Origin of the sequence: Petrotoga sibirica DSM 13575 (assembly GCF_002924625.1) — a bacterium.
Classification (GTDB): domain Bacteria; phylum Thermotogota; class Thermotogae; order Petrotogales; family Petrotogaceae; genus Petrotoga; species Petrotoga sibirica.
Genome location: NZ_JAHC01000017.1, coordinates 31,408 through 51,197 on the forward strand (window position 1 = coordinate 31,408; position 19,790 = coordinate 51,197).

Genomic DNA, 19,790 nt, shown 5'->3' on the forward strand with positions numbered 1-19,790 from the left:
TATTGCAAGGGGAGTTATAAATTTGAATAGTGTCTCTATTGTTGGACTTGAAAAAAATACTGGAAAAACAGAAACGATAAATTATTTATTAAAGACAATCAATAAAAGAGTTGGAATTACTTCTATAGGCTTAGATGGCGAACCAATAGATCAATTAACCTCTATGCCAAAACCTCACATAGAAATTGTAAAAAGAACAATCTTTGCCACCGCTGAAAAATATTACAAACTAAAAAGATTTCATTCTGAAATCTTATCCGTTGACGATGATTTAAGAACTCCTTTAGGAAGAATAGTGGTATCCAATGCACTTGAAAAAGGCGAGGTAATATTGGCCGGCCCTCAAAAGAGCAAAGACATAAAAACTCTCATAGACAAAATGTTAAAATTAGGAGCACAGATCGTCTTAATAGATGGTGCTTTATCGAGACTAGCTCCTGCTTCCCCAGTCATAACGGATGCTATGATACTTGCAACAGGAGCAGCTGTAAGTCTAAACACCGATGAACTTGTCAAAAAAACCAAATTTGTCACAGATTTGATTCAATTAGAAAGAGAAAATAACAGTGAATTGGAAAATCTTACAGGCGGAATATATGCACTAGGTGAAAGCACTATTAAATTACCCATAAAATCGCTACTCTCTTTTGAAGAATCTGACAAGCCGATTCTTGATTACGGGAAAAAGTTTTATATATGTGGTGCTTTAGGGGAAAGTTTTTTGAATTATCTATGTAAGGAAAAAAATTTAAACGAAATAGAATTAATAATAAACGACTTCACTAAGATATTTGTAAAACCGGAAACTTATTATAAATTCATACAAAAAGGCGGAAAAATAAAGGTACTTCACAGTACAAAATTATTGGCTATAACTATTAATCCTATCTCTCCATATGGATATACTATGGACTCAGATGAAATTATAAATAGACTGAAAGAAGTAATAAACATACCAATAATAAATGTGAGGGAAAGCAAATCGTGGATGATTTAGAATATATTATTCAAAAGTTAGATGTTGTTACTCCCTTAGGGATTAAAAAAATAAAAAATTTAGAATTTTATACCAACCCTATCCAAATAAAACAAGAACTAGATAAAATTGAGGAAGCAATAATGGCAATTAAAAAGGGAAAGAAATCACTAAGCAAAATTAAATCCAACCTCAAATATATAAAAGACATTAACCACACTATAGGAAAACTGAAAAACTGCAATGTTTTGGATGATATAGAACTATTTGAAATAAAATATTTTTCCATATACTATGAAGAAATAAGGAAATTAGTCAATCTTTCTTTTTTAAAACTACCCTCTTTGGAAAATGTGATAGCCGTTCTGGACCCAGAAGGGAATAAACTTCCAACATTTTACATTTACAATTCATACTCTTTTGAACTTGCAACGCTTAGAAGAAAAAGAAAAAAAGCCCCTCAAGAAGAAAAAAAATTATTATACCAAAGAGAAATGGAAATAGAAGAAAAAATAAGATATACCCTTTCTCTAAAATTGAAAGAATACTTGTTAGAATTGGAACAAGCCTTAAAAGATGTTGAGGAATTAGATTTCATATTGGCTAAAGCAGAACTAGCAATTAACCTCACGCTTTCAAAACCAGAACTTTCTAGCAGTATAGAATATGAGGGATTATTCAACCCCCTCATTAAAGAACGATTAGAAAAAAAGAACCAAATATATCAACCTATAAATATAAAATTAGATAAAGGAGTAACTTTAATAACCGGGGCAAATATGACAGGGAAAACAGTAATATTAAGATCTTTGGCTTTATCCCAACATCTTTTTCAATATGGGTTCTACGTTCCCGCAAAGCAAGCAAAGATCAAGCCAGTGGCTAAAATATTTTTAGTTTCAGGGGATTATCAATCAATCTTAAGTGGTTTATCTTCATATGCAGCAGAGATTTTAAAATTAAATGAGATATTAACGTACATTAAGCAAGATGATTGTGTATTGATATTACTTGATGAAATAGCAAGAAACACAAACCCTCATGAAGGAAGATTAATTGTAAAAGCTATCATTAAAATTCTCAACAATTACCATTCTATATCTGTAATTACAACCCATTTCAACGACGTTGCAGAACAAAATATAAAAAAATTTAGAATTAAAGGAATCAAAAAATCCCGACAGAAAATGTATATTTCTCCAACAAACATCACAGAATTAATGGATTATTCTTTAATAATAGACAATAAAGGAAAAGTCCCAGAAGAAGCATTAACAATTGCAAAAATACTCAATATTGATAAAGAACTAATAAAAATGATTGAAGAATTGAAAAAGGAGGAGCAAATGTGAACAAATTAAATTTGGACCCAAATAAAATTGAACATGCCCGAAACTTGGCTAAAAATATCGCCTTGGATGTTCAAGAATATGTTGAGGGAAGATCCACTGTTTCAACCGAAAGAGCGATATGCAGATTACTAGGTATAGATGGTGTCGATAAAAATGATGTACCCTTACCCAACAGGGTTGTAGAACATATAAAAGAAATAGGCTTACTGAACGAAGGAGCTGCATACTTAATTGGTAACGCTTTAATAGAAACGGGATTAACACCTCAAGAGATAGCAGAAAAAATATCGATTGAAGAATTAGATTTATCAAAGATCAAAATAAACACCGACACCCAAATTCAAAAGGCATTGGACCCGTATGTTGATTCAATGATTAATTTGATACAAAAAAACAAAAGAAAAAGAAAAACTTATTTAGAAAAATTAGGTGAAGGTCCTCAACCATACTTATACGTCATTGTAGCGACAGGGAATATATATGAAGACGTCATCCAAGCTCAAGCTGCAGCAAGACAAGGAGCAGACATAATTGCAGTAATTAGATCCACAGGTCAAAGTCTGTTAGATTTCGTCCCATACGGTCCTACTACGGAAGGATTTGGGGGTACTTTTGCCACACAAGAAAACTTTAAAATAATGAGAAAGGCTTTAGATGAAGTTGGGGAAGAGATAGGTAGATACATAAGACTCGTGAATTATGCATCAGGATTATGCATGCCCGAGATTGCAGCTATGGGGGCGATGGAACGATTAGATGTTATGCTAAATGACGCTTTATACGGTATCTTATTCAGAGACATCAACATGAAAAGAACGATAATAGATCAATACTTTTCAAGAGTCATTAACGGTTTTGCTGAAATTATAATAAACACTGGAGAAGATAACTACTTAACAACTGCCGACGCATATGAAGAAGCCCACACAGTCTTAACCTCTCAATTCATAAACGAACAGTTAGCATTAATAGCTGGAATACCTGAAGAGCAGATGGGATTAGGCCATGCATTTGAAATGGATCCGGATATGAAGAATGGTTTTTTATACGAGTTAGCCCAAGCTCAAATGGCAAGGGAAATTTTTCCAAAATCCCCCTTAAAGTACATGCCACCAACCAAACACATGACAGGTAACATTTTCAAAGGGCATATACAAAATGCGATGTTCAACGTAGTTTCAATCATGACTGAACAAGGAATACAATTGTTAGGCATGCTCACAGAGGCTATTCATACCCCTTTTATGTCCGATAGATATCTCTCAATAGAAAACGCAAAATACATATTCAACAATCTAAGAGACATTGCCGATGAAATCGAATTCAAGAAGGGTGGTATCATACACAAAAGAGCGCAGCAAGTACTAGACGAATCCATTGCACTGTTGGAAAAAATGAATGAAGATGGACTGTTCGTTTCTCTTTCTAAGGGAACCTTTGCGAGCATTAAAAGACCCATTGATGGTGGAAAAGGTCTGGAAGGTGTATTTGAAAAAGGGAAACACTACTTTAATCCTTTTATAACAAAAATGTTGGAGGGAAAACAAAGATGAGCGGAGGATCATACTCAACAGAAAAAAAAGATTATGATAATACTCTAAACTTAAAGACAATAAAGCCCTATGGAGACTCAATGAACGATGGAAAAGTACAATTAAGCTTCACACTACCGGTTCCAGATGGAACAGAAGCGATAGAATCTGCAAAACAATTACTGATGAAAATGGGTTTAATAGAACCAATGGTTGTTTATCACAAAGAGCTGACCAAGGATTTTACTTTTTTCATCTGTTATGGAAGCTGCACACATACTATTGATTATACAAAAATTCAAGTCCCCCACATAAAAACTAAAACAATGTCGATGGAAGAAATAGACGAATACATTAGAAAGTATATATGTAGGAAAGTAAAGGTAATAGGAGCTTCAACGGGAACAGATGCGCATACTGTGGGTATAGATGCAATAATGAACCGTAAAGGATATGCGGGACATTATGGTTTAGAAAGATACGAAATGTTTGAAACCTTGAACATGGGAAGTCAAGTTATTAATGAGCTTTTTGTTGCCAAAGCAATAGAATTTCAAGCCGATGCCTTACTCGTCTCTCAAACTGTCACTCAAAAAAATATACATGTAAAAAACCTTACAGAATTAGTAGAATTATTGGAAGCTGAAGGAATCAGGCACAAAGTGATTCTTATAGTAGGAGGTTCCCGAATAACTCATCAATTAGCCAAAGAAATAGGTTTTGATGCAGGATTTGGACCAAACACCTATCCCGAAGACGTTGCGTCTTACATAGCCCAAGAATTATTTCAAAGATTGCAGGAAAACAAATAATAACTTATTCATCTATAGTTGATGATATCTAATAAAGGAATAATCGTTTCTGCCTTTTATAAAAAATAATAAAAAAACAGAAAATTAAAATTCAACAACATTCGATATAATTCTTTTAGCAGTTTGCTGTGCGGCTCTCTTTAGAACTCTCGGTGGAAAGTACTATATATCAAACTTTAGAGTGTCTAAAGACGGTACGGCTTAAAAAAATAGGAGGGAAAGATACAAAATGCCAGAAGTAAAAGAATTTCAAGCAGAAACAAAACAATTACTCAATTTAATAATAAACTCCATTTACACCCACAAAGACATATTCTTAAGAGAGTTGATTTCTAACGCATCAGACGCGCTTGATAAAATTAGATTCTTATCTTTAAAAGACCCTAGCGTTCTACAAAATGATACCGACCTGCAAATAAGAATCGATATAGACAAAGATAACAACTCTTTGATAGTTGAAGATAACGGTATCGGAATGTCTTATGAAGAAGTAATCGAAAACTTGGGAACTATTGCGAAATCAGGCACAAAAAACTTTCTTCAACAACTAAAACTTGCTCAGTCTGAAAACACTATAATAAACCTAATAGGTCAATTTGGCGTTGGGTTTTATTCTGCATTCATGGTTGCTAAAAAAGTTATTGTAGAAACAAAAAAATGGGATCAAGATAAAGGTGTAAAATGGGAGTCCGATGGAATAGGAACTTATTCAATTGAAGAATGTGAAAAAGTCAATAGAGGAACTAAGATTACCCTAATATTGAAAGATGATCTAGATGAGGATGAAAATTATTTGGATCAATACAAAATTCAAGAATTAGTCAAAAAACACTCTAACTATATAAAATACCCCATAAAAATGAAATGGGAAGAAGAATTAGAAGCTGGTAAAAGGAAAGTAACCGATAAAACACTCAATTCAATGGTCCCATTATGGAACAAAAACAAAGAAGAAATATCTCAAAATGAATACAACGAGTTCTACAAAGAACATTTTTACGATTGGAACGATCCTTTCGATGTTATTCATTTCAAAGCTGAAGGAACAACGGTTGAATTTACAGCTTTGCTTTATATTCCTTCTAAGTTGCCCTTTACCTTTTTCAGTAAAGATTACAAAAGGGGTCTAAACCTCTATTCAAAGAACGTTTTTATAATGGAAAACTGTGAAGAAGTTCTCCCCGATTATTTGGGTTTCGTTAAAGGATTGGTGGACTCTCCCGACTTCTCTTTGAATATCTCAAGAGAAATACTCCAGAAAAACAAACAACTTAAAGTAATAAGAAAAAATATTGAAAGAAAGATATTAGATACTTTAAAATCAAAACTTGAAAACGAAAGAGAAAAGTACGTGGAATTTTGGAGTGAATTTGGAAAGGTTATAAAAGCAGGATTATACCAAAATATACAGGAAAAAGAAAAAGTTCAGGATCTACTTTTATTTGTAAGTTCTACGTCTGATAAAACTATGGTAACCCTTAAAGAATACATTTCTAAAATGAAAGAAGATCAAGGTAATTATATATATTACGCAGTAGGAGAAAGCAAAGATATTATTGAAAACCTACCTCAAATGGAATCTTTCAAAGAAAAAGGTTATGAGGTTTTGTATTTAATAGATGAAATAGACGAATTTCTTATAAAATTGATGCATGACTTCGAAGGGAAAGAATTCAAATCGATCAGCAGTTCAAATGTAAAAATAGATGAGAATTTTAAAGAAAAAGAAGAAGAAAATAAAGACTTACTCCAAAAAATAAAAGAGTATCTTAAAAACAAAGTAAAAGATGTTAGATTAACTGATAAATTGAAGGAATCCCCTGCATGTATAGTAAGTGCCAATGAAGCGATCTCCTTAAGCATGGAAAAAACTTTAAAAAATTTAGAGCAACTTCCGTTTGAAGCTGAAAAGATCTTAGAGTTAAATCCTGATCATCAAGTATTTAAAATATTAGCAGAGATATACCAAAGAGATCCCAGCTCAGAAGAAATTAAAGATTTCGCGGAACTACTTTACAACCAATCTCTGTTACTTGAAGGATTAGAAATCGAAGATAAAACTACATTTGCAAAACTGATCACAAAACTAATGATAAAATCAAAAAATTAAAGGCGCCCATCATGGGCACTTTTTTAATTAACAATTGTCGCTAATTTTCATGAACTCTTCTATCTTTTCCCCCGCATTCAAATCCAATTTTAATCTTAAAAGGTTTATGAAATTGACAATGTTTCTATTTTTTCTACAATGCGCCCTAAATGAATTTTTATAAACATATGGTATAATTAAAAAATAAACTTATACTTTTTACCGAACTTTAAGGGGGAATTCATGCCACAAAAGAAGAATACTATTTTTTTCATTCTTTTAATATTACCTTCATTTCTCTTTGGTTTTTCCATAGATTATGATCCATCCAACAACGCCAATATCATATTTTTTGAATCACAAAGTAAGTTCGAAATTTATCCAAACGATTCAAAGACTATTTACAAAATTTCTTTCGAGGGGGAAATTTTTGAGCAAGCAAATTACAAAATTAATAAAGGACCTGTAAAAGAACTCTCTTCTTCAAAAAATGTAGTTACAATCAAATTTCTTTATCCAATGACCAATTTAGAAATAAAAAATGATAGGATAATCTTTTTTGGATATAAACCATACATTTTTCAGCAGATAAACTTTGAAAAAATAAAGTTAGGTGACGCTATAGATATGTTGTTTGCTTACATTGGTTGGAATTGGATAAAAACGGAAGAATTACCAAACACTTTTTTCTCCATAACTTCTAATGAAATACACATAGAACATTTTTTAAGAATGCTGAATGAAGTTTATTCCTTAAACACAATCTTTTACGATGAACATACCGTATTGATAGGCAAACAAGCCTCTGCCTTTGAAAATGACTTGCCTTTATTCATTGAAAGTGAAAACATATCTGAAGAGATTTCCTCAACCCATTCTGTGGTAACAACTTCAAAAGAAGATTCTTTAGATAGAAACCAAGAATATTTGCTTTTCTTTGAATCAAAATATGACCTTACCCGTTTAGAAAAAATCTTTGATTGTAAAGTAGCCTTTTTTGAGGATAATTATTATGCAGTCCTTGCTAGAGAAGATGAAAAAGATCAAATTAAAGAACTGATAAATTATTTAAACGAAATTCCAGAAACAAAAGATAATGATTTACCAATAAAATCACAACAAATTAGCGAACCATCCACACCTATTGAAAAGAAAGAAAATTACGATGATGAAAGTTATATTGTTTTAAAATCCAGTTATGACATGACATTTTTAGATGAAATTTTACCTATAAAGATTTACAAGTTAGATGAACAAAATTTCTTTTTAATAGGAAGTAGCGAATCCATAAAAATAGTCGAAAAAATAAACGAACTTGTTCAACCTCAAATTATTCCTAAAAAGTCTCAACCCATAATTAACAAAGAACCCGTTACCATTCCTGTTAAAAATAGCTCGATTTTCGACAAACTATTAATCAAAGAGAATATCCGATTTTCGAAAATTACAGAACAGGAAGATTATGTTCTGTATATGCTAGAATACGAAGAATCCAAAACAAGCTTTGTGAAAAATATTCTGAATTCATTTCCTTATAAAGAGAGTCATGTTGAAATATCGTTAAAAGAGTTAATTTCTTTGTTAGCGAAAGCTCAATCTATAAATGTTATATCAGATTTTGAAAACGATAAAAAGGTATTCATCAATGACTTTAATTTAGATATGTCATCATTACAGCCTTATCTGGTATCGCAAGACATCTGGTACGAAAATATAGGGCCCAATACCCTTAGATTTTATGAACAGAAAAAATTATTAAAATACGAGATTTTTGTTTTCTCAGGACAAAATGTGGATAGATTCACTGTAGAAGAACTTTACTTATTAACTTTACAATTTGATGGTATAATAAATGGTAGCAAAGATAGAGCTTCATTAATATCAAAACCTGTAATATATGTTAATGAAGGTGAACAAGCATCAATAAAATCTGTCTTATCGGTTCCTGTATTCGATGAGGAAGGCAAGATAATATCAAAAATTGAATCAGGTTTTATAATGGAAGTAAGTGGTGAATACGACAATATTACAAAACTGGTCAACACTGAATTAGATATAAGTATAAGCGAATTAAAAAACGAAGACAAAAACATAGTTGATGAGAGAAACATGAGAAGTAAATTCATCATACCCAATGGTGGTTTTATAAAATTAGGTGGACTGAATTTCACCAGCATTATTGAAAACGAAACCGGTATTCCTATTTTTAAAGAAATACCAGTGATAGGGAAATTATTCACTTCTTATGAAAAAACAGAAAATGTATATGATTTAGTTATTCTCATACATGTTGAAGTATCTAATAAACCTGAAATTGAGAATTATTTCTGAAACATCTGTCTCTTAGGAGGCGTTTAGAAATGGAGAAGGTAAGGAATCCTATGGTTTCAGGTACCTTTTACCCTTCGAATCCTGAAAAATTAAAAAATCTTCTAAAAAGTTTTTTTGGTGATAATTTTAAAGTAAATTCAGAAAAATTAATTCCCCCTATGGGAGTAATAGTACCTCATGCTGGTTACATATATTCTGGAGAAACCGCGGCAAAAGCTTACAAAAAAGTATTTAAGAAAGGTATAGCAAAAAGAGTATTTTTGTTAGGGCCAAACCACTCAGGATTAGGTTCTAAAATATCAATTTTTACAAGCGGTAGTTGGGAAACTCCCATGGGAGGAGTAAAAGTTGACGAAAAAACCACAATGAAGATTTTGAAAGATTTAGATATTCATAACGATGAATTTGCACATTTGAATGAGCATTCTCTAGAGGTACAGTTACCTTTTCTTCAGTATGCCATGGGAAATGACTTTGAAATTATACCTATCTGCATGATGGATCAAAGTTTAGAAACCTCAAAAAATCTTGGAAAAATTTTAGCAAATATAATAGGAGAAGGAGATTTGGTCATTGCTTCTTCTGATATGAACCATTACGAAAGTCATGAAAAGACATTGCTAAAAGATGAAAAAGTAATAGAAACATTAAAAAATATGAATCTGCAAGAAATGTATGATACAATTAGAAGGTATAATATTAGTATGTGTGGATACGGTCCTGTTGCTGTTCTTTTAAGTATAGGATTTTCTGATATTGAAATAATTGACCACACGACGAGTGGCCAAATAAGCGGTGATTATGAAGCGGTCGTTGGATATCTCTCTGCAATACTTAGTAATTTACAAAAATAATAAATTATGGAGGTGAACCTAATGTTAATAGAAACTGAATTTGGTACTGTAGATATCAAAAACGAAGTTATAAAAGAATTGGTTTATAAAGCTGTTATCGAATCCTATGGTACGGTAGAAATCTCTGGAAAACAAGGATTTTTTGACAGGATATCAAGTTTATGGTCAAAAAGTGAAGATAGGGGAATAAACGTATCAGAAAATGAAGAAAGTATAGTAGTTGATCTTTTCCTTGTTTTTGAATATGGTCTCCCCATAAAAAAAGTTGCTCAAAATATACAAGAGAATGTTCACCATAGAGTCAAATCTATGCTAAATTTTGATAATATCAAAGTAAATGTGAGCATATCTGGCTTGAAATATTGAGAGAAGGTGTCTGTTGAATGCTCAAGTTTTTGTATGCAAAAGACCTATATCTTGCTTTAAAAAAAGGCACAGAAGAATTAGCTAAAAACAAAGATGAAATTAACGCCCTAAATGTCTTCCCTGTCCCAGATGGAGACACAGGTAATAATATGTTAGCAGGTATGCTCGAAGCTTGTAAAAGCATGGATGAAGTTGAAGATAAAAACGATATGAAATCTTTGATGGAAAGTTTAAGAAGAGGCCATTTGCTAGGAGCAAGGGGTAATTCAGGTGTTATTTTGTCACAAATATTTCGCGGAATAACAGAAATTCTCGAAAAAAAGAAAAGAATCAACACCCAAGATTTTATAAAAGCCCTTCAAAATGCTAAAGATAGAGCTTACAACGCCGTTATGAAACCAGTTGAAGGAACAATGCTGACTTTAATTCGAAGATTGTCAGAAAAGATGGAAGAAAGTATGTCCGAAGAAAAAGATTTTTTGGTCTTTTTCGATGCGATTGTAAAGTATTCATTTGAAATAGTAGAGGAAACCCCAAAATATTTGAAAAAATTACGCGAATCAAATGTTGTCGATGCTGGCGCAAAAGGACTTGCTTACATTTTAAAAGGGATGAACGATGCACTTCACGGCGATACTGAAGTAGAACTAGAGGCATTAGAGTCTGCCACACCTGAACAAATAACTGAAATAGCTTATGAAGAATTAACATATCAGTATTGCACAGAAGCTATAGTAAAATTTCACAAACATCCCATACAAAAAAAGGCTTTAGAAGAAATAAGAAGTTTTTTGGAAAGTATGGGAGATTCCATTGTTTTAGTTAATCAGGAGGACATATTAAAAACACACGTACACACTAATCATCCTGGCTTAGTCTTTGAAAAGTTTTTAGAACACGGCGAATTAATCAAAACAAAGATAGACAACATGAAATCTCAACATGAACACATAATAGAAAAACAAAAAGAGGGGAAAATAGCTGATATAGAGCAAACCAAAGTAGCCATAAACAATAATCTGAACAACAAAAATTGGGGTGTGATTGCTGTATCTCCAGGAAAAGGAATTTTAGAAATCTTTAAAAGTTTGGGAGTGGATCAAGTCATTTTTGGAGGTCAAACCACCAACCCTAGTGTAAAAGATATCTCGGAGGCAATCAATAAAGTTCCACAAAAAAAAGTAATCATACTCCCCAATAACCCAAATATAATTCTGGCTGCCGAAAAGGCTGCAGAGTTAACAGATAAAGAAATATTGATATTACCCACAAAACATGTTCAAGAAGGTATAAGCGCCATGCTTGGTTTCGATGACAATATGGACAAAGAACTACTAAAAGAATCCATGATGGGATACGTTAAATCTATCGTTCCGATTGAAGTTACTTATGCGGTCAGGGATTCCACCATTAAAGGTGAAAAAATAAAAAAAGGCGAGTACTTGATATTTCTTGGAAAAGAGTTAAAAGCTCATGGAAAGAACGTTTATAAAGAAACGGAAAAAGTTTTAGAAGAACTAATAAAAAAAGGCTATGAAATCATTACTATAATTTACGGTGAAGGTGCTAAAAAAGAAAAGATCGATCAACTAGTAAAAAATCTGACCCAAAAATATGCCAATATAGAGATAGAAATTCACAACGGTGGGCAGAGACATTATCCACTGCTTATTTCCGTTGAGTGAAATCTTAAAAATAATAATCAATTAATTTTGCTGGAAGAATGGAGGATTTGATTTGTACATTCAAGATGTGATTATGAACTTAGAAAAATTCTGGTCCGATTTAGGATGTGTTATAGACCAACCTTACGATATAGAGATGGGGGCAGGGACATACAGTCCTGCCACTTTTTTTAGATCTTTTGGAGCAAATGAATGGAGAGTTGCCTATACTCAACCTTGTAGAAGGCCAACAGACGGTAGATACGGTGAAAACCCGAATAGAATGCAACGATTTTATCAATACCAGGTAGTTCTCAAACCTTCACCCAAAGACGTCCAAGATCTATATATTAGGTCTTTGGAATCTCTGGGGATATCTCCTAAGGAGCATGACATAAGGTTTGTAGAAGACAATTGGGAGTCTCCTACGTTAGGTGCATGGGGTGTTGGATGGGAAGTATGGTTAGATGGTATGGAGATCACCCAATTCACATACTTTCAACAAATGGGGGGAATCCCACTAACTTATATTCCTGTTGAGCTTACTTATGGAATAGAGAGAATAGCTATGTATTTACAGAATATCAACAACGTTTATGAAACCAAATGGAATAAAAATGTAAAATACAAAGACATATATAAAGAAAACGAAAGGCAGTTTTCTTACTATAATTTTGAAGAAGCTGATATAGATATGCTTAAGACACTTTACAATATGTATAAAAAAGAATTTCAAAAGCTAATTGCAAAACAATTGTATTTACCTGCATACGACTATTTAGCAAAATCAGCACATGTATTCAACTTATTGGACGCAAGAAATGCCATTGGAGTTAACGAAAGACATCAATACATTTTGGATATAAGAAATATGGCGAAAAGCTGTGCAAAACTATATATCGACAGTTCAAATGCGGAGGTAATTGATGTTGAATAGAGCAATTTTTGAAATAGGTGTTGAAGATTTACCCCCATCAGAATTTGATAATATACTAGCTCAATTGGAAGAAGGATTAAAAAAATCACTGGAAAAAAATGATTTGAACTTTTTGTCCATGAATATCTTTATTTCCCCTCGTAGGTTTGGAGCTTACATCTTGGGGCTTCCAGATAAACAGCCCGATAAAAAAGAAAAAAGAAAAGGCCCTCCAAAAAAGATTTGTTTCGATGAAAACAACCAACCCACAAAAGCACTGGAAGGTTTTGCAAAAAGTCTAGGTGTGCAAGTAAAAGATGTAAAGTTTGAAAATATTGACGGCGTAGAGTACGCATATATAGAATCTATTAGAAAGGGAGAACCTACCAAAATTATTTTACAATATATCATTCCAGAATTGATAACCAACATGAATTTTGCCAAAAGTATGAGGTGGGGAAAAGGTAATTACAGTTTTGTAAGACCGGTACATTGGGTCTTAGGTTTGTACAATAGAGAGATTTTAGAATTTGAAATATTCGATGAAAAATCATCTAACAAAAGTTATGGCCATCGTTTTTTTGGCGAAGAGATGTTGACCACAAATCCTCAAACTTTCTTTAGTGAATTAAAAAAGAACTATGTAATCCCTTTATATGAAGAAAGAATAGAAGTAATAGAGAGAGAAATTCAAGAGCTAGAAGATGAACATAATTTCAAGATTTCTTTGGAAGAGCACGAGGATTTAATTCGAGAAATTGCCAAAATGACAGAATTTCCTAAAGGGGTAGTTGGAAGTTTTGATGAAAAATATCTTTTTCTACCACCAGAAATCATCGTTGTCACTGTAAGACACCATCAAAGAAGTTTTGTGGCGATGAAAGATGGAAAGGTAATCAATAAATACATAGCTTTCCAAGATGGTTTCGGCAGAAAAAACAATGTGACAAATGGCTATACCAGAGTAATAAACGCAAGATTGGACGATGCGGCTTTTTACTATGAAGATGACTTAAAAACGGATATATCCAAGAGACTTGAAGATTTAAAAAGTATTACTTATCAAGTTGAATTAGGAAATTACAGAGAAAAATGTGAGCGAATATCAACACTCAGTTCAAAAATCGCTGAAAAACTTGGATTTGAAAATTTAGATGTTGTTAAAAGGGCCGGATTGTTATGTAAAATTGATATTCCTTCCAAAGTTGTATATGAATTTCCTGAATTGCAGGGAATTATGGCAAGAATCTATTTGAAACACAAAGGAGAAACGGAAGATGTTTTCTTAACAGCCCAAGAACACTACAAGCCTCTTTCGGAAAATGATGAAATATCTCAAAATTTAGTCGCTAATATCGTCTCCATAGCAGACAAAATAGATGATATCGCCGGATATTTCGGCATAGGAAAGATCCCTTCAGGATCAAAAGATCCTTTTGGATTGAGAAGAAAAGCTTTTGGAATCTTAAGAATTTTGATATCGATGGAATGGGACTTGAACCTCAAAAAACTTATCGATTTATCAGAAAAAATTTTCGCCGAAAGTGGAAAATCCAACATATCTATAAAACCTGTAGAAGATGAGTTAAAAAGTTTCTTATCTAACCGGTTAGAAACTATTTTAGAAAGAGAAAACATATCTGCAGAGGCCATAAATTCAGTTTTAATAAATATATATAAACCTTTAAGAGCTTATTTGGCTGCCAAATCATTGGATAAGTTTATAAAAAAAGAAGAATTTCAAGATTTTATTACAGCGTTTCAAAGGGTAAACAACATTTCAAAAAACCACTATTCTCAAGAATATCATGGCAGACTATTCATAGAAGAAGAGGAAAAAACGTTATTTCAAAAGTATTTAGAAGTGAAATCTCAATTTGAAAACTGTTTGAAAAAATTAGATTATGACGGGGCAATTGAAAGCTTAATCTCTTTAAAAGAAAATATTGACAGGTATTTTGATAGAATTTTTGTTATGTCTGAAGATGAATCTATAAGAAGTAATAGACTAGGTTTTTTAAAATCTCTATCTGCGCTGTTTTATGAAATTGGAGACGTGGAAAAACTATACAAAGGCTAAATTTTAAGATAAGGCGTGTTTAAACAATGGATTTACTTTACTATGAAAATTTTAAAAGTTGCAGTTATTTTGTTCCTACCTATAAAAGGCAAGGTTCATACTTTGATATTAATATAAATGGTTTGAACGTTGAAGCTAATTATGAAAGCATCAACAATGGTGTAGTAAAAATCGTTAGAATGGGGAACAATTTTAAAAAATCTTATTGGTTACATATATATACCGTATATAAATATTTCAAAGATAAGGGTAAACCAATAAAAAGAATAGTTTTAGAAACATCCAATGGAAGTTACGAAATAAACGTTTCAGATATTCTTTTAAGAGAAAAATGGATAACGAAAGAACTTAACTATCTTAAATCAACGAAAAAAGTCCATGGGCCACACTGTAAATTCTGCAAAATAAAAAACCAATGCCATTTGGAATTTCTAATGGAAGGGGATTATTCCATAGTCCCCAATTTAAGTAAATCTATGGTTGAGGATTTAAAAAACATGAATTTGGATCCCTTGACAGTTATAAAAACCAATCAAATAGAAAAATTGGACAAAAAATTTAAAAAACCTTTATACAATTTAAAATCTCTAATTGAAAACCAAGTTCACGTTATTGATGAGTATTCTTTTCCACAAGATTATATAGTCTTTGATGTAGAAACTTACCTAAACAAAGACTTTTTATTTGGATTTTTGGAAAACGAAACTTACGTTCCTTTCTTTTTAGGGAAAAATGGATACCAAAACGCTGTAAAAATGGTTGATTTCCTGTATGAAAAAGACAAAGTGCTATTGCACTACGATAAAAACGATCTCACAGCCTTAAAAAAACTTTCATTTAAATATCCTATATTGAGAGATAAATTAAATAAAATCTCCTCAAAAACCTGTGATCTATACGAAATAATCAGAAAAAATTACAGCTTACCCGTTGTTTCTTATTCATTAAAAGATATCAGTAAATACTTTGGTTTTGATTGGAAAACAGAGTTAAATGGTTTTGCGGTTATACTCGAGTACAAAAGCTATTTGAATGGCAATAAAAATGCTTTGAAAAATATTTTCAAATACAATGAAGATGATTGTCGAGCTACAAAATTAGTATTAGAAAGCCTTAAAGCCATTTAGTTCGTTCATAAACTCTCTAAATAAGACCTATGTATAGTTTATCCAATGCTGTACATAAGTCTTTTTTAATGTTAATATAAACAAACAATTCTAACAATTATATAAAAGGAGCTAACAGTATCGATGAAAGATTTATGGAATTTATTTATAACTTTTGCTCGAATCGGAAGCTTAACTTTTGGCGGTGGCTATGCAATGTTACCAATGATTCAAGAAGAAGTTGTTAAAAAACACAATTGGGCTACTGATGAAGAGGTAATTGACTATTATGCAATTGGTCAAAGTACACCCGGAATAATCGCTATAAATACCGCTACTTTCATAGGTTACAAATTAAAAGGAATTCTCGGAGGAATATTCGCAACCTTAGGGATGGTCTTCCCTTCTATCGTAATAATAACCATTATTGCTATATTTTTCCAACAGTTTCAAGATTTAAAAATAGTACAACATGCTTTCAGAGGCATAAGGGTAGTTGTAGTTGCATTAATATTGAACGCCATAATAAATATGTGGAAAAAGTCTATCAAAGATTACATAGGTATAATTATATTTTCAGTTTCCTTTATTGTTGTTGCTTTCCTACAATTATCTCCAGTTGTAGTTGTGATAACTTCATTCATAGTTGGATTGATTATACAGCAAAATGGAATAGAAACGCCCCGAAAGGGTTTCAAGGATGATAGAAAATGAATTACCTTATATTATATTTTGAATTTTTTAAAATCGGTCTTTTTTCTGTAGGTGGAGGTTTAGCAACGATACCTTTTCTTCAGGATCTTGCTCGTAAGTATGATTGGTTAACCCTTACTGATTTAGCAGATTATATAGCTATATCCGAATCTACACCGGGACCTATTGGAATAAACACAGCTACATTTGTTGGTTACAACTCGGGAGGTGTTTTTGGTGGTATAATAGCTGTGCTGGGGATAGTGACACCTTCAATAATAATTATTACTATAATTGCCCATTACTTTCAAAGGTTCAATGAAAAACCATTTATACAAAATGGATTTTATGCTTTAAGACCTGCGGTAGTAGGACTAATAGGTGCAGCAGGATATGAAGTAGCAAAGGTTTCTTTATTTCATCTTGAGAAGCTTACAGAAACTCAAACTTCGGTTTCTATTTTCAATTTTAAGGCTATAATATTGTTTCTAATCATTATTTATCTAATGAAACGGTTTAAAAAGCATCCTGTAGTTTATTTGGCTTTAGGAGCGGCTGTGGGAATAATTTTTAAGTTTTAACTTAGAAAATCAGTTAAATAGCTCAAGTACCAGTGCCTAAATGGTAGGAGGATATTTTATGAAAAAAGGAATGCTTATTGTAATAGAATCTGGAACAGACGCAAGTGGCAAAGCTACTCAAGCAGAAAAATTATGCCAAAGATTAAAAGATGAAAAAATCAAGGCTTTCAAAGTTGAATTTCCAAATTACAAAAGCGACTCTTCCGCTTTGATAAAAATGTATTTAAAAGGTGAATTTGGAGAAAACCCTGAAGCAATAAATCCCTACGCTGCTTCTACATTTTTTGCTGTGGACCGATTTGCAACTTATCAAAAGGAATTGAAACCCTTATATGAATCTGGTGGAATTTTAATATCTGATAGGTACACAACTTCCAACATGATATATCAATCTTCAAAATTCGAAAATCAAAGTGAAAAAGGTGAATTTTTGGAATGGCTTTGGGATTTGGAATTCAACAAATTTAATTTGCCAAAGCCTGATTACGTAATATTTTTAGATATTCCTCCCAAAATAAGTATAGAATTGCTGAAAAAAAGAAAGGAAAAAATAATAGACCTAACGGGAAAAGATATCCACGAAAAAAATATTGAGTACATAAACAAGACATACAAAAATGCGAAATACATTGCCCAGAAGTACAATTGGACGATAATAAACTGTTTAAAAGAAAACAAAGAATTAAAAACAATCGAAGAAATTCACGAAGAGATCTACTCTATATGGAAAAACATAAGAGATTTAGGAGAAATATAAAATGGCTTTTGCTATAATTTTCAAATTTGGATTTTGGACTTTTTTTGTATTAATATATGCATTTGTTGCTACAACTGTTGTCATTTTAGAAAGAAAAAGACCAGAAAAAACCATAAGTTGGCTTTTAATATTTGCCGTAATCCCACTTATAGGATTTGTAATCTATCTTTTTTTTGGAAGGAACTGGAAAAGAAGAAAACTTACCAGTGATATTTACTTGGATTCAAAACCTACTTTATCTGAAAAAGAAAAAGAATGGTTAACGAAGGTACTTGGGGAAAATGATATTCAATACTTACAACTAATTAATCTTTTAAAAAGAAATTCTAAGTCGCCTTTATTTTTGGGAAACGACATAGAAATTTTTAAAAATGGGAAAGAAAAATTTGCTTCTTTCTTTAAAGAAATTGAAAACGCAAAAGAATCTATTCATTTGGAGTACTATATTGTAAAAGATGACGAAACAGGCAAAAAGCTCAAAGATCTTTTGATAAAAAAGGCTAAAGAAGGAGTAGAAATTAAATTTATCATGGATAAAATAGGTTCAGGGCGCCTAAAGAAAAGCTATATAAAGCAATTAGAAAATGCAGGAGTTGAAATTGCTTTTTATAGCTATTTTTTATCCCCTTTACTTAAATTTGTGAATACCCAAGTAAATTATAGAAATCACAGAAAAATAGCGATAATTGACTCTGAAATTGGCTTCATCGGAGGGATAAACATTGGAAATGAATACATTGGTAAAAGTAGTTTGGGATATTGGAGAGACCTCCACTTAAAAGTTAGAGGAGAGGCTGTAAACGGACTTCAAAAAATTTTTTTTGAAGACTATCAAACAATTGTAAAGGCAGAGAGGAAAAAAGAAAAAATAGATCCTGGTAAATATTTTAAAAAGCAGGAGAGAAAAGGGGACTCCTTAATACAAATAGCGGTGAGTGGCCCAGAATCAGAAAATTCATCGATAATGCAAATGATCCACAAGATGATTAATATTGCTAAAGACCATATATACATAGCTACACCGTACTTCATCCCAGATGATAGCATTCTTTCAGCTTTGAAAATTGCTGCCCTTTCTGGTATTAAAGTAAAAATCTTATTTCCAGGAAAGATGGATCATTTTTTAGTATATTTTGCTTCAAGAACATATTTGGAAGAAATTATAAAATATGGCGTTGAAGTATATTTTTACAAAAAAGATCGATTCATACACTCTAAATTCGTATCCATAGATGGTTTAATATCAACCGTTGGAACAGCAAATATAGATATTCGAAGCTTTGAACTAAATTATGAGGCAAATTTCTTAATATACGATAGGGAAAAAACTCAACAAATAGAAGATATTTTTCTTGAGGATTTAAAAATTAGTTCTCACATTTCTCAAGATTACTTTAATAATCAGCCTTTCCCTATCAAATTCACAGAAGCATTCTGTAGGATTTTCTCCAATCTTTTGTAAAAAATAAAATTTTTACTTGACAAACCTTATTGATTGATGTATAATTTAAAAAATTAAATTTCAATTAAGCGAGGGTTACTATGAAAAAAATTTCATTACAATTTTTAATAAATCCTCTCGATACTTTAAAATCAAAAAATAATCAATATTTCTACTTTTGGTATTGGAAAGACACCCAACTTGGTGCCTTCCATTACCTATTAGCGAGCAAGTAGGTAT

Annotated in this window: 16 protein-coding genes; all 16 read left to right on the forward strand. The window is 31.8% G+C overall.

Features of this window, described 5'->3' with window-relative positions; translation table 11 throughout:
* The first annotated feature begins 22 nt into the window (after window positions 1-22).
* On the forward strand, window positions 23-997 hold the full coding sequence (gene kamB, locus AA80_RS04870) for a lysine 5,6-aminomutase reactivase subunit KamB (RefSeq protein ID WP_103876701.1): 975 nt from the start codon (window positions 23-25) through the stop codon (window positions 995-997).
* Window positions 985-2,328, forward strand: coding sequence for a lysine 5,6-aminomutase reactivase ATPase KamC (kamC, locus tag AA80_RS04875; RefSeq protein ID WP_103876702.1), 1,344 nt, complete (start codon window positions 985-987; stop codon window positions 2,326-2,328). Before kamB ends, kamC begins: the two co-directional genes overlap by 13 nt.
* A complete protein-coding gene (gene kamD / locus AA80_RS04880; RefSeq protein ID WP_103876703.1) occupies window positions 2,325-3,881 on the forward strand; it encodes a lysine 5,6-aminomutase subunit alpha in 1,557 nt (518 codons plus the stop codon). Before kamC ends, kamD begins: the two co-directional genes overlap by 4 nt.
* Window positions 3,878-4,672: a lysine 5,6-aminomutase subunit beta gene (kamE, locus tag AA80_RS04885; RefSeq protein ID WP_103876704.1), complete on the forward strand. Its 795-nt coding sequence runs from the start codon at window positions 3,878-3,880 to the stop codon at window positions 4,670-4,672. The genes kamD and kamE overlap by 4 nt, the downstream gene beginning before the upstream one ends.
* Before the next feature lie 229 nt (window positions 4,673-4,901).
* Entirely contained in the window at window positions 4,902-6,782 is a 1,881-nt protein-coding gene (gene htpG, locus AA80_RS04890) for a molecular chaperone HtpG (protein ID WP_103876705.1), read from the forward strand.
* 222 nt (window positions 6,783-7,004) lie between these two features.
* Window positions 7,005-9,092 carry a hypothetical protein gene (locus AA80_RS04895; RefSeq protein ID WP_103876706.1) on the forward strand — a complete coding sequence of 696 codons (2,088 nt, stop codon included), beginning with the start codon at window positions 7,005-7,007 and terminating at the stop codon, window positions 9,090-9,092.
* Window positions 9,093-9,121: 29 nt separating this feature from the next.
* A complete protein-coding gene (gene amrB, locus AA80_RS04900; RefSeq protein WP_103876707.1) occupies window positions 9,122-9,946 on the forward strand; it encodes an AmmeMemoRadiSam system protein B in 825 nt (274 codons plus the stop codon).
* A gap of 21 nt (window positions 9,947-9,967) precedes the next feature.
* Window positions 9,968-10,312, forward strand: a complete 345-nt coding sequence (locus AA80_RS04905) for an Asp23/Gls24 family envelope stress response protein (protein ID WP_158248391.1) — start codon at window positions 9,968-9,970, stop codon at window positions 10,310-10,312.
* 17 nt (window positions 10,313-10,329) lie between these two features.
* Window positions 10,330-11,997, forward strand: coding sequence for a DAK2 domain-containing protein (locus AA80_RS04910; RefSeq protein ID WP_103876709.1), 1,668 nt, complete (start codon window positions 10,330-10,332; stop codon window positions 11,995-11,997).
* Between the two features lie 52 nt (window positions 11,998-12,049).
* Window positions 12,050-12,913 (forward strand): glycine--tRNA ligase subunit alpha, encoded by an 864-nt coding sequence (locus AA80_RS04915; RefSeq protein WP_103876710.1) that lies wholly within the window; start codon window positions 12,050-12,052, stop codon window positions 12,911-12,913.
* Window positions 12,903-14,972: a glycine--tRNA ligase subunit beta gene (glyS, locus tag AA80_RS04920; protein WP_103876711.1), complete on the forward strand. Its 2,070-nt coding sequence runs from the start codon at window positions 12,903-12,905 to the stop codon at window positions 14,970-14,972. Before AA80_RS04915 ends, glyS begins: the two co-directional genes overlap by 11 nt.
* Window positions 14,973-14,998: 26 nt before the next feature.
* On the forward strand, window positions 14,999-16,099 hold the full coding sequence (locus tag AA80_RS04925) for a TM0106 family RecB-like putative nuclease (protein WP_103876712.1): 1,101 nt from the start codon (window positions 14,999-15,001) through the stop codon (window positions 16,097-16,099).
* A 123-nt stretch (window positions 16,100-16,222) separates the two neighbouring features.
* Window positions 16,223-16,792: a chromate transporter gene (locus tag AA80_RS04930; RefSeq protein WP_103876713.1), complete on the forward strand. Its 570-nt coding sequence runs from the start codon at window positions 16,223-16,225 to the stop codon at window positions 16,790-16,792.
* The gene (locus AA80_RS04935) at window positions 16,789-17,352 is read left to right on the forward strand and encodes a chromate transporter (protein ID WP_103876714.1); all 564 of its coding nucleotides are present in this window, start codon (window positions 16,789-16,791) and stop codon (window positions 17,350-17,352) included. The genes AA80_RS04930 and AA80_RS04935 overlap by 4 nt, the downstream gene beginning before the upstream one ends.
* Window positions 17,353-17,410: 58 nt before the next feature.
* Window positions 17,411-18,109, forward strand: coding sequence for a dTMP kinase (gene tmk / locus AA80_RS04940; RefSeq protein WP_103876715.1), 699 nt, complete (start codon window positions 17,411-17,413; stop codon window positions 18,107-18,109).
* Window position 18,110: 1 nt separating this feature from the next.
* Window positions 18,111-19,571, forward strand: coding sequence for a cardiolipin synthase (gene cls / locus AA80_RS04945; protein ID WP_103876716.1), 1,461 nt, complete (start codon window positions 18,111-18,113; stop codon window positions 19,569-19,571).
* The last annotated feature ends 219 nt before the right edge of the window (window positions 19,572-19,790 follow it).

What these genes read in the sequence shown, in the direction of transcription:
- glyS (WP_103876711.1), top strand. Translation starts at nt 12,903, where the DNA reads ATGTTGAATAGAGCAATTTTTGAAATAGGTGTTGAAGATTTACCCCCA.
- htpG (WP_103876705.1), top strand. Translation starts at nt 4,902, where the DNA reads ATGCCAGAAGTAAAAGAATTTCAAGCAGAAACAAAACAATTACTCAAT.
- AA80_RS04930 (WP_103876713.1), top strand. Translation starts at nt 16,223, where the DNA reads ATGAAAGATTTATGGAATTTATTTATAACTTTTGCTCGAATCGGAAGC.
- cls (WP_103876716.1), top strand. Translation starts at nt 18,111, where the DNA reads ATGGCTTTTGCTATAATTTTCAAATTTGGATTTTGGACTTTTTTTGTA.
- AA80_RS04895 (WP_103876706.1), top strand. Translation starts at nt 7,005, where the DNA reads ATGCCACAAAAGAAGAATACTATTTTTTTCATTCTTTTAATATTACCT.
- kamE (WP_103876704.1), top strand. Translation starts at nt 3,878, where the DNA reads ATGAGCGGAGGATCATACTCAACAGAAAAAAAAGATTATGATAATACT.
- AA80_RS04925 (WP_103876712.1), top strand. Translation starts at nt 14,999, where the DNA reads ATGGATTTACTTTACTATGAAAATTTTAAAAGTTGCAGTTATTTTGTT.
- AA80_RS04935 (WP_103876714.1), top strand. Translation starts at nt 16,789, where the DNA reads ATGAATTACCTTATATTATATTTTGAATTTTTTAAAATCGGTCTTTTT.
- AA80_RS04910 (WP_103876709.1), top strand. Translation starts at nt 10,330, where the DNA reads ATGCTCAAGTTTTTGTATGCAAAAGACCTATATCTTGCTTTAAAAAAA.
- amrB (WP_103876707.1), top strand. Translation starts at nt 9,122, where the DNA reads ATGGAGAAGGTAAGGAATCCTATGGTTTCAGGTACCTTTTACCCTTCG.
- AA80_RS04905 (WP_158248391.1), top strand. Translation starts at nt 9,968, where the DNA reads ATGTTAATAGAAACTGAATTTGGTACTGTAGATATCAAAAACGAAGTT.
- tmk (WP_103876715.1), top strand. Translation starts at nt 17,411, where the DNA reads ATGAAAAAAGGAATGCTTATTGTAATAGAATCTGGAACAGACGCAAGT.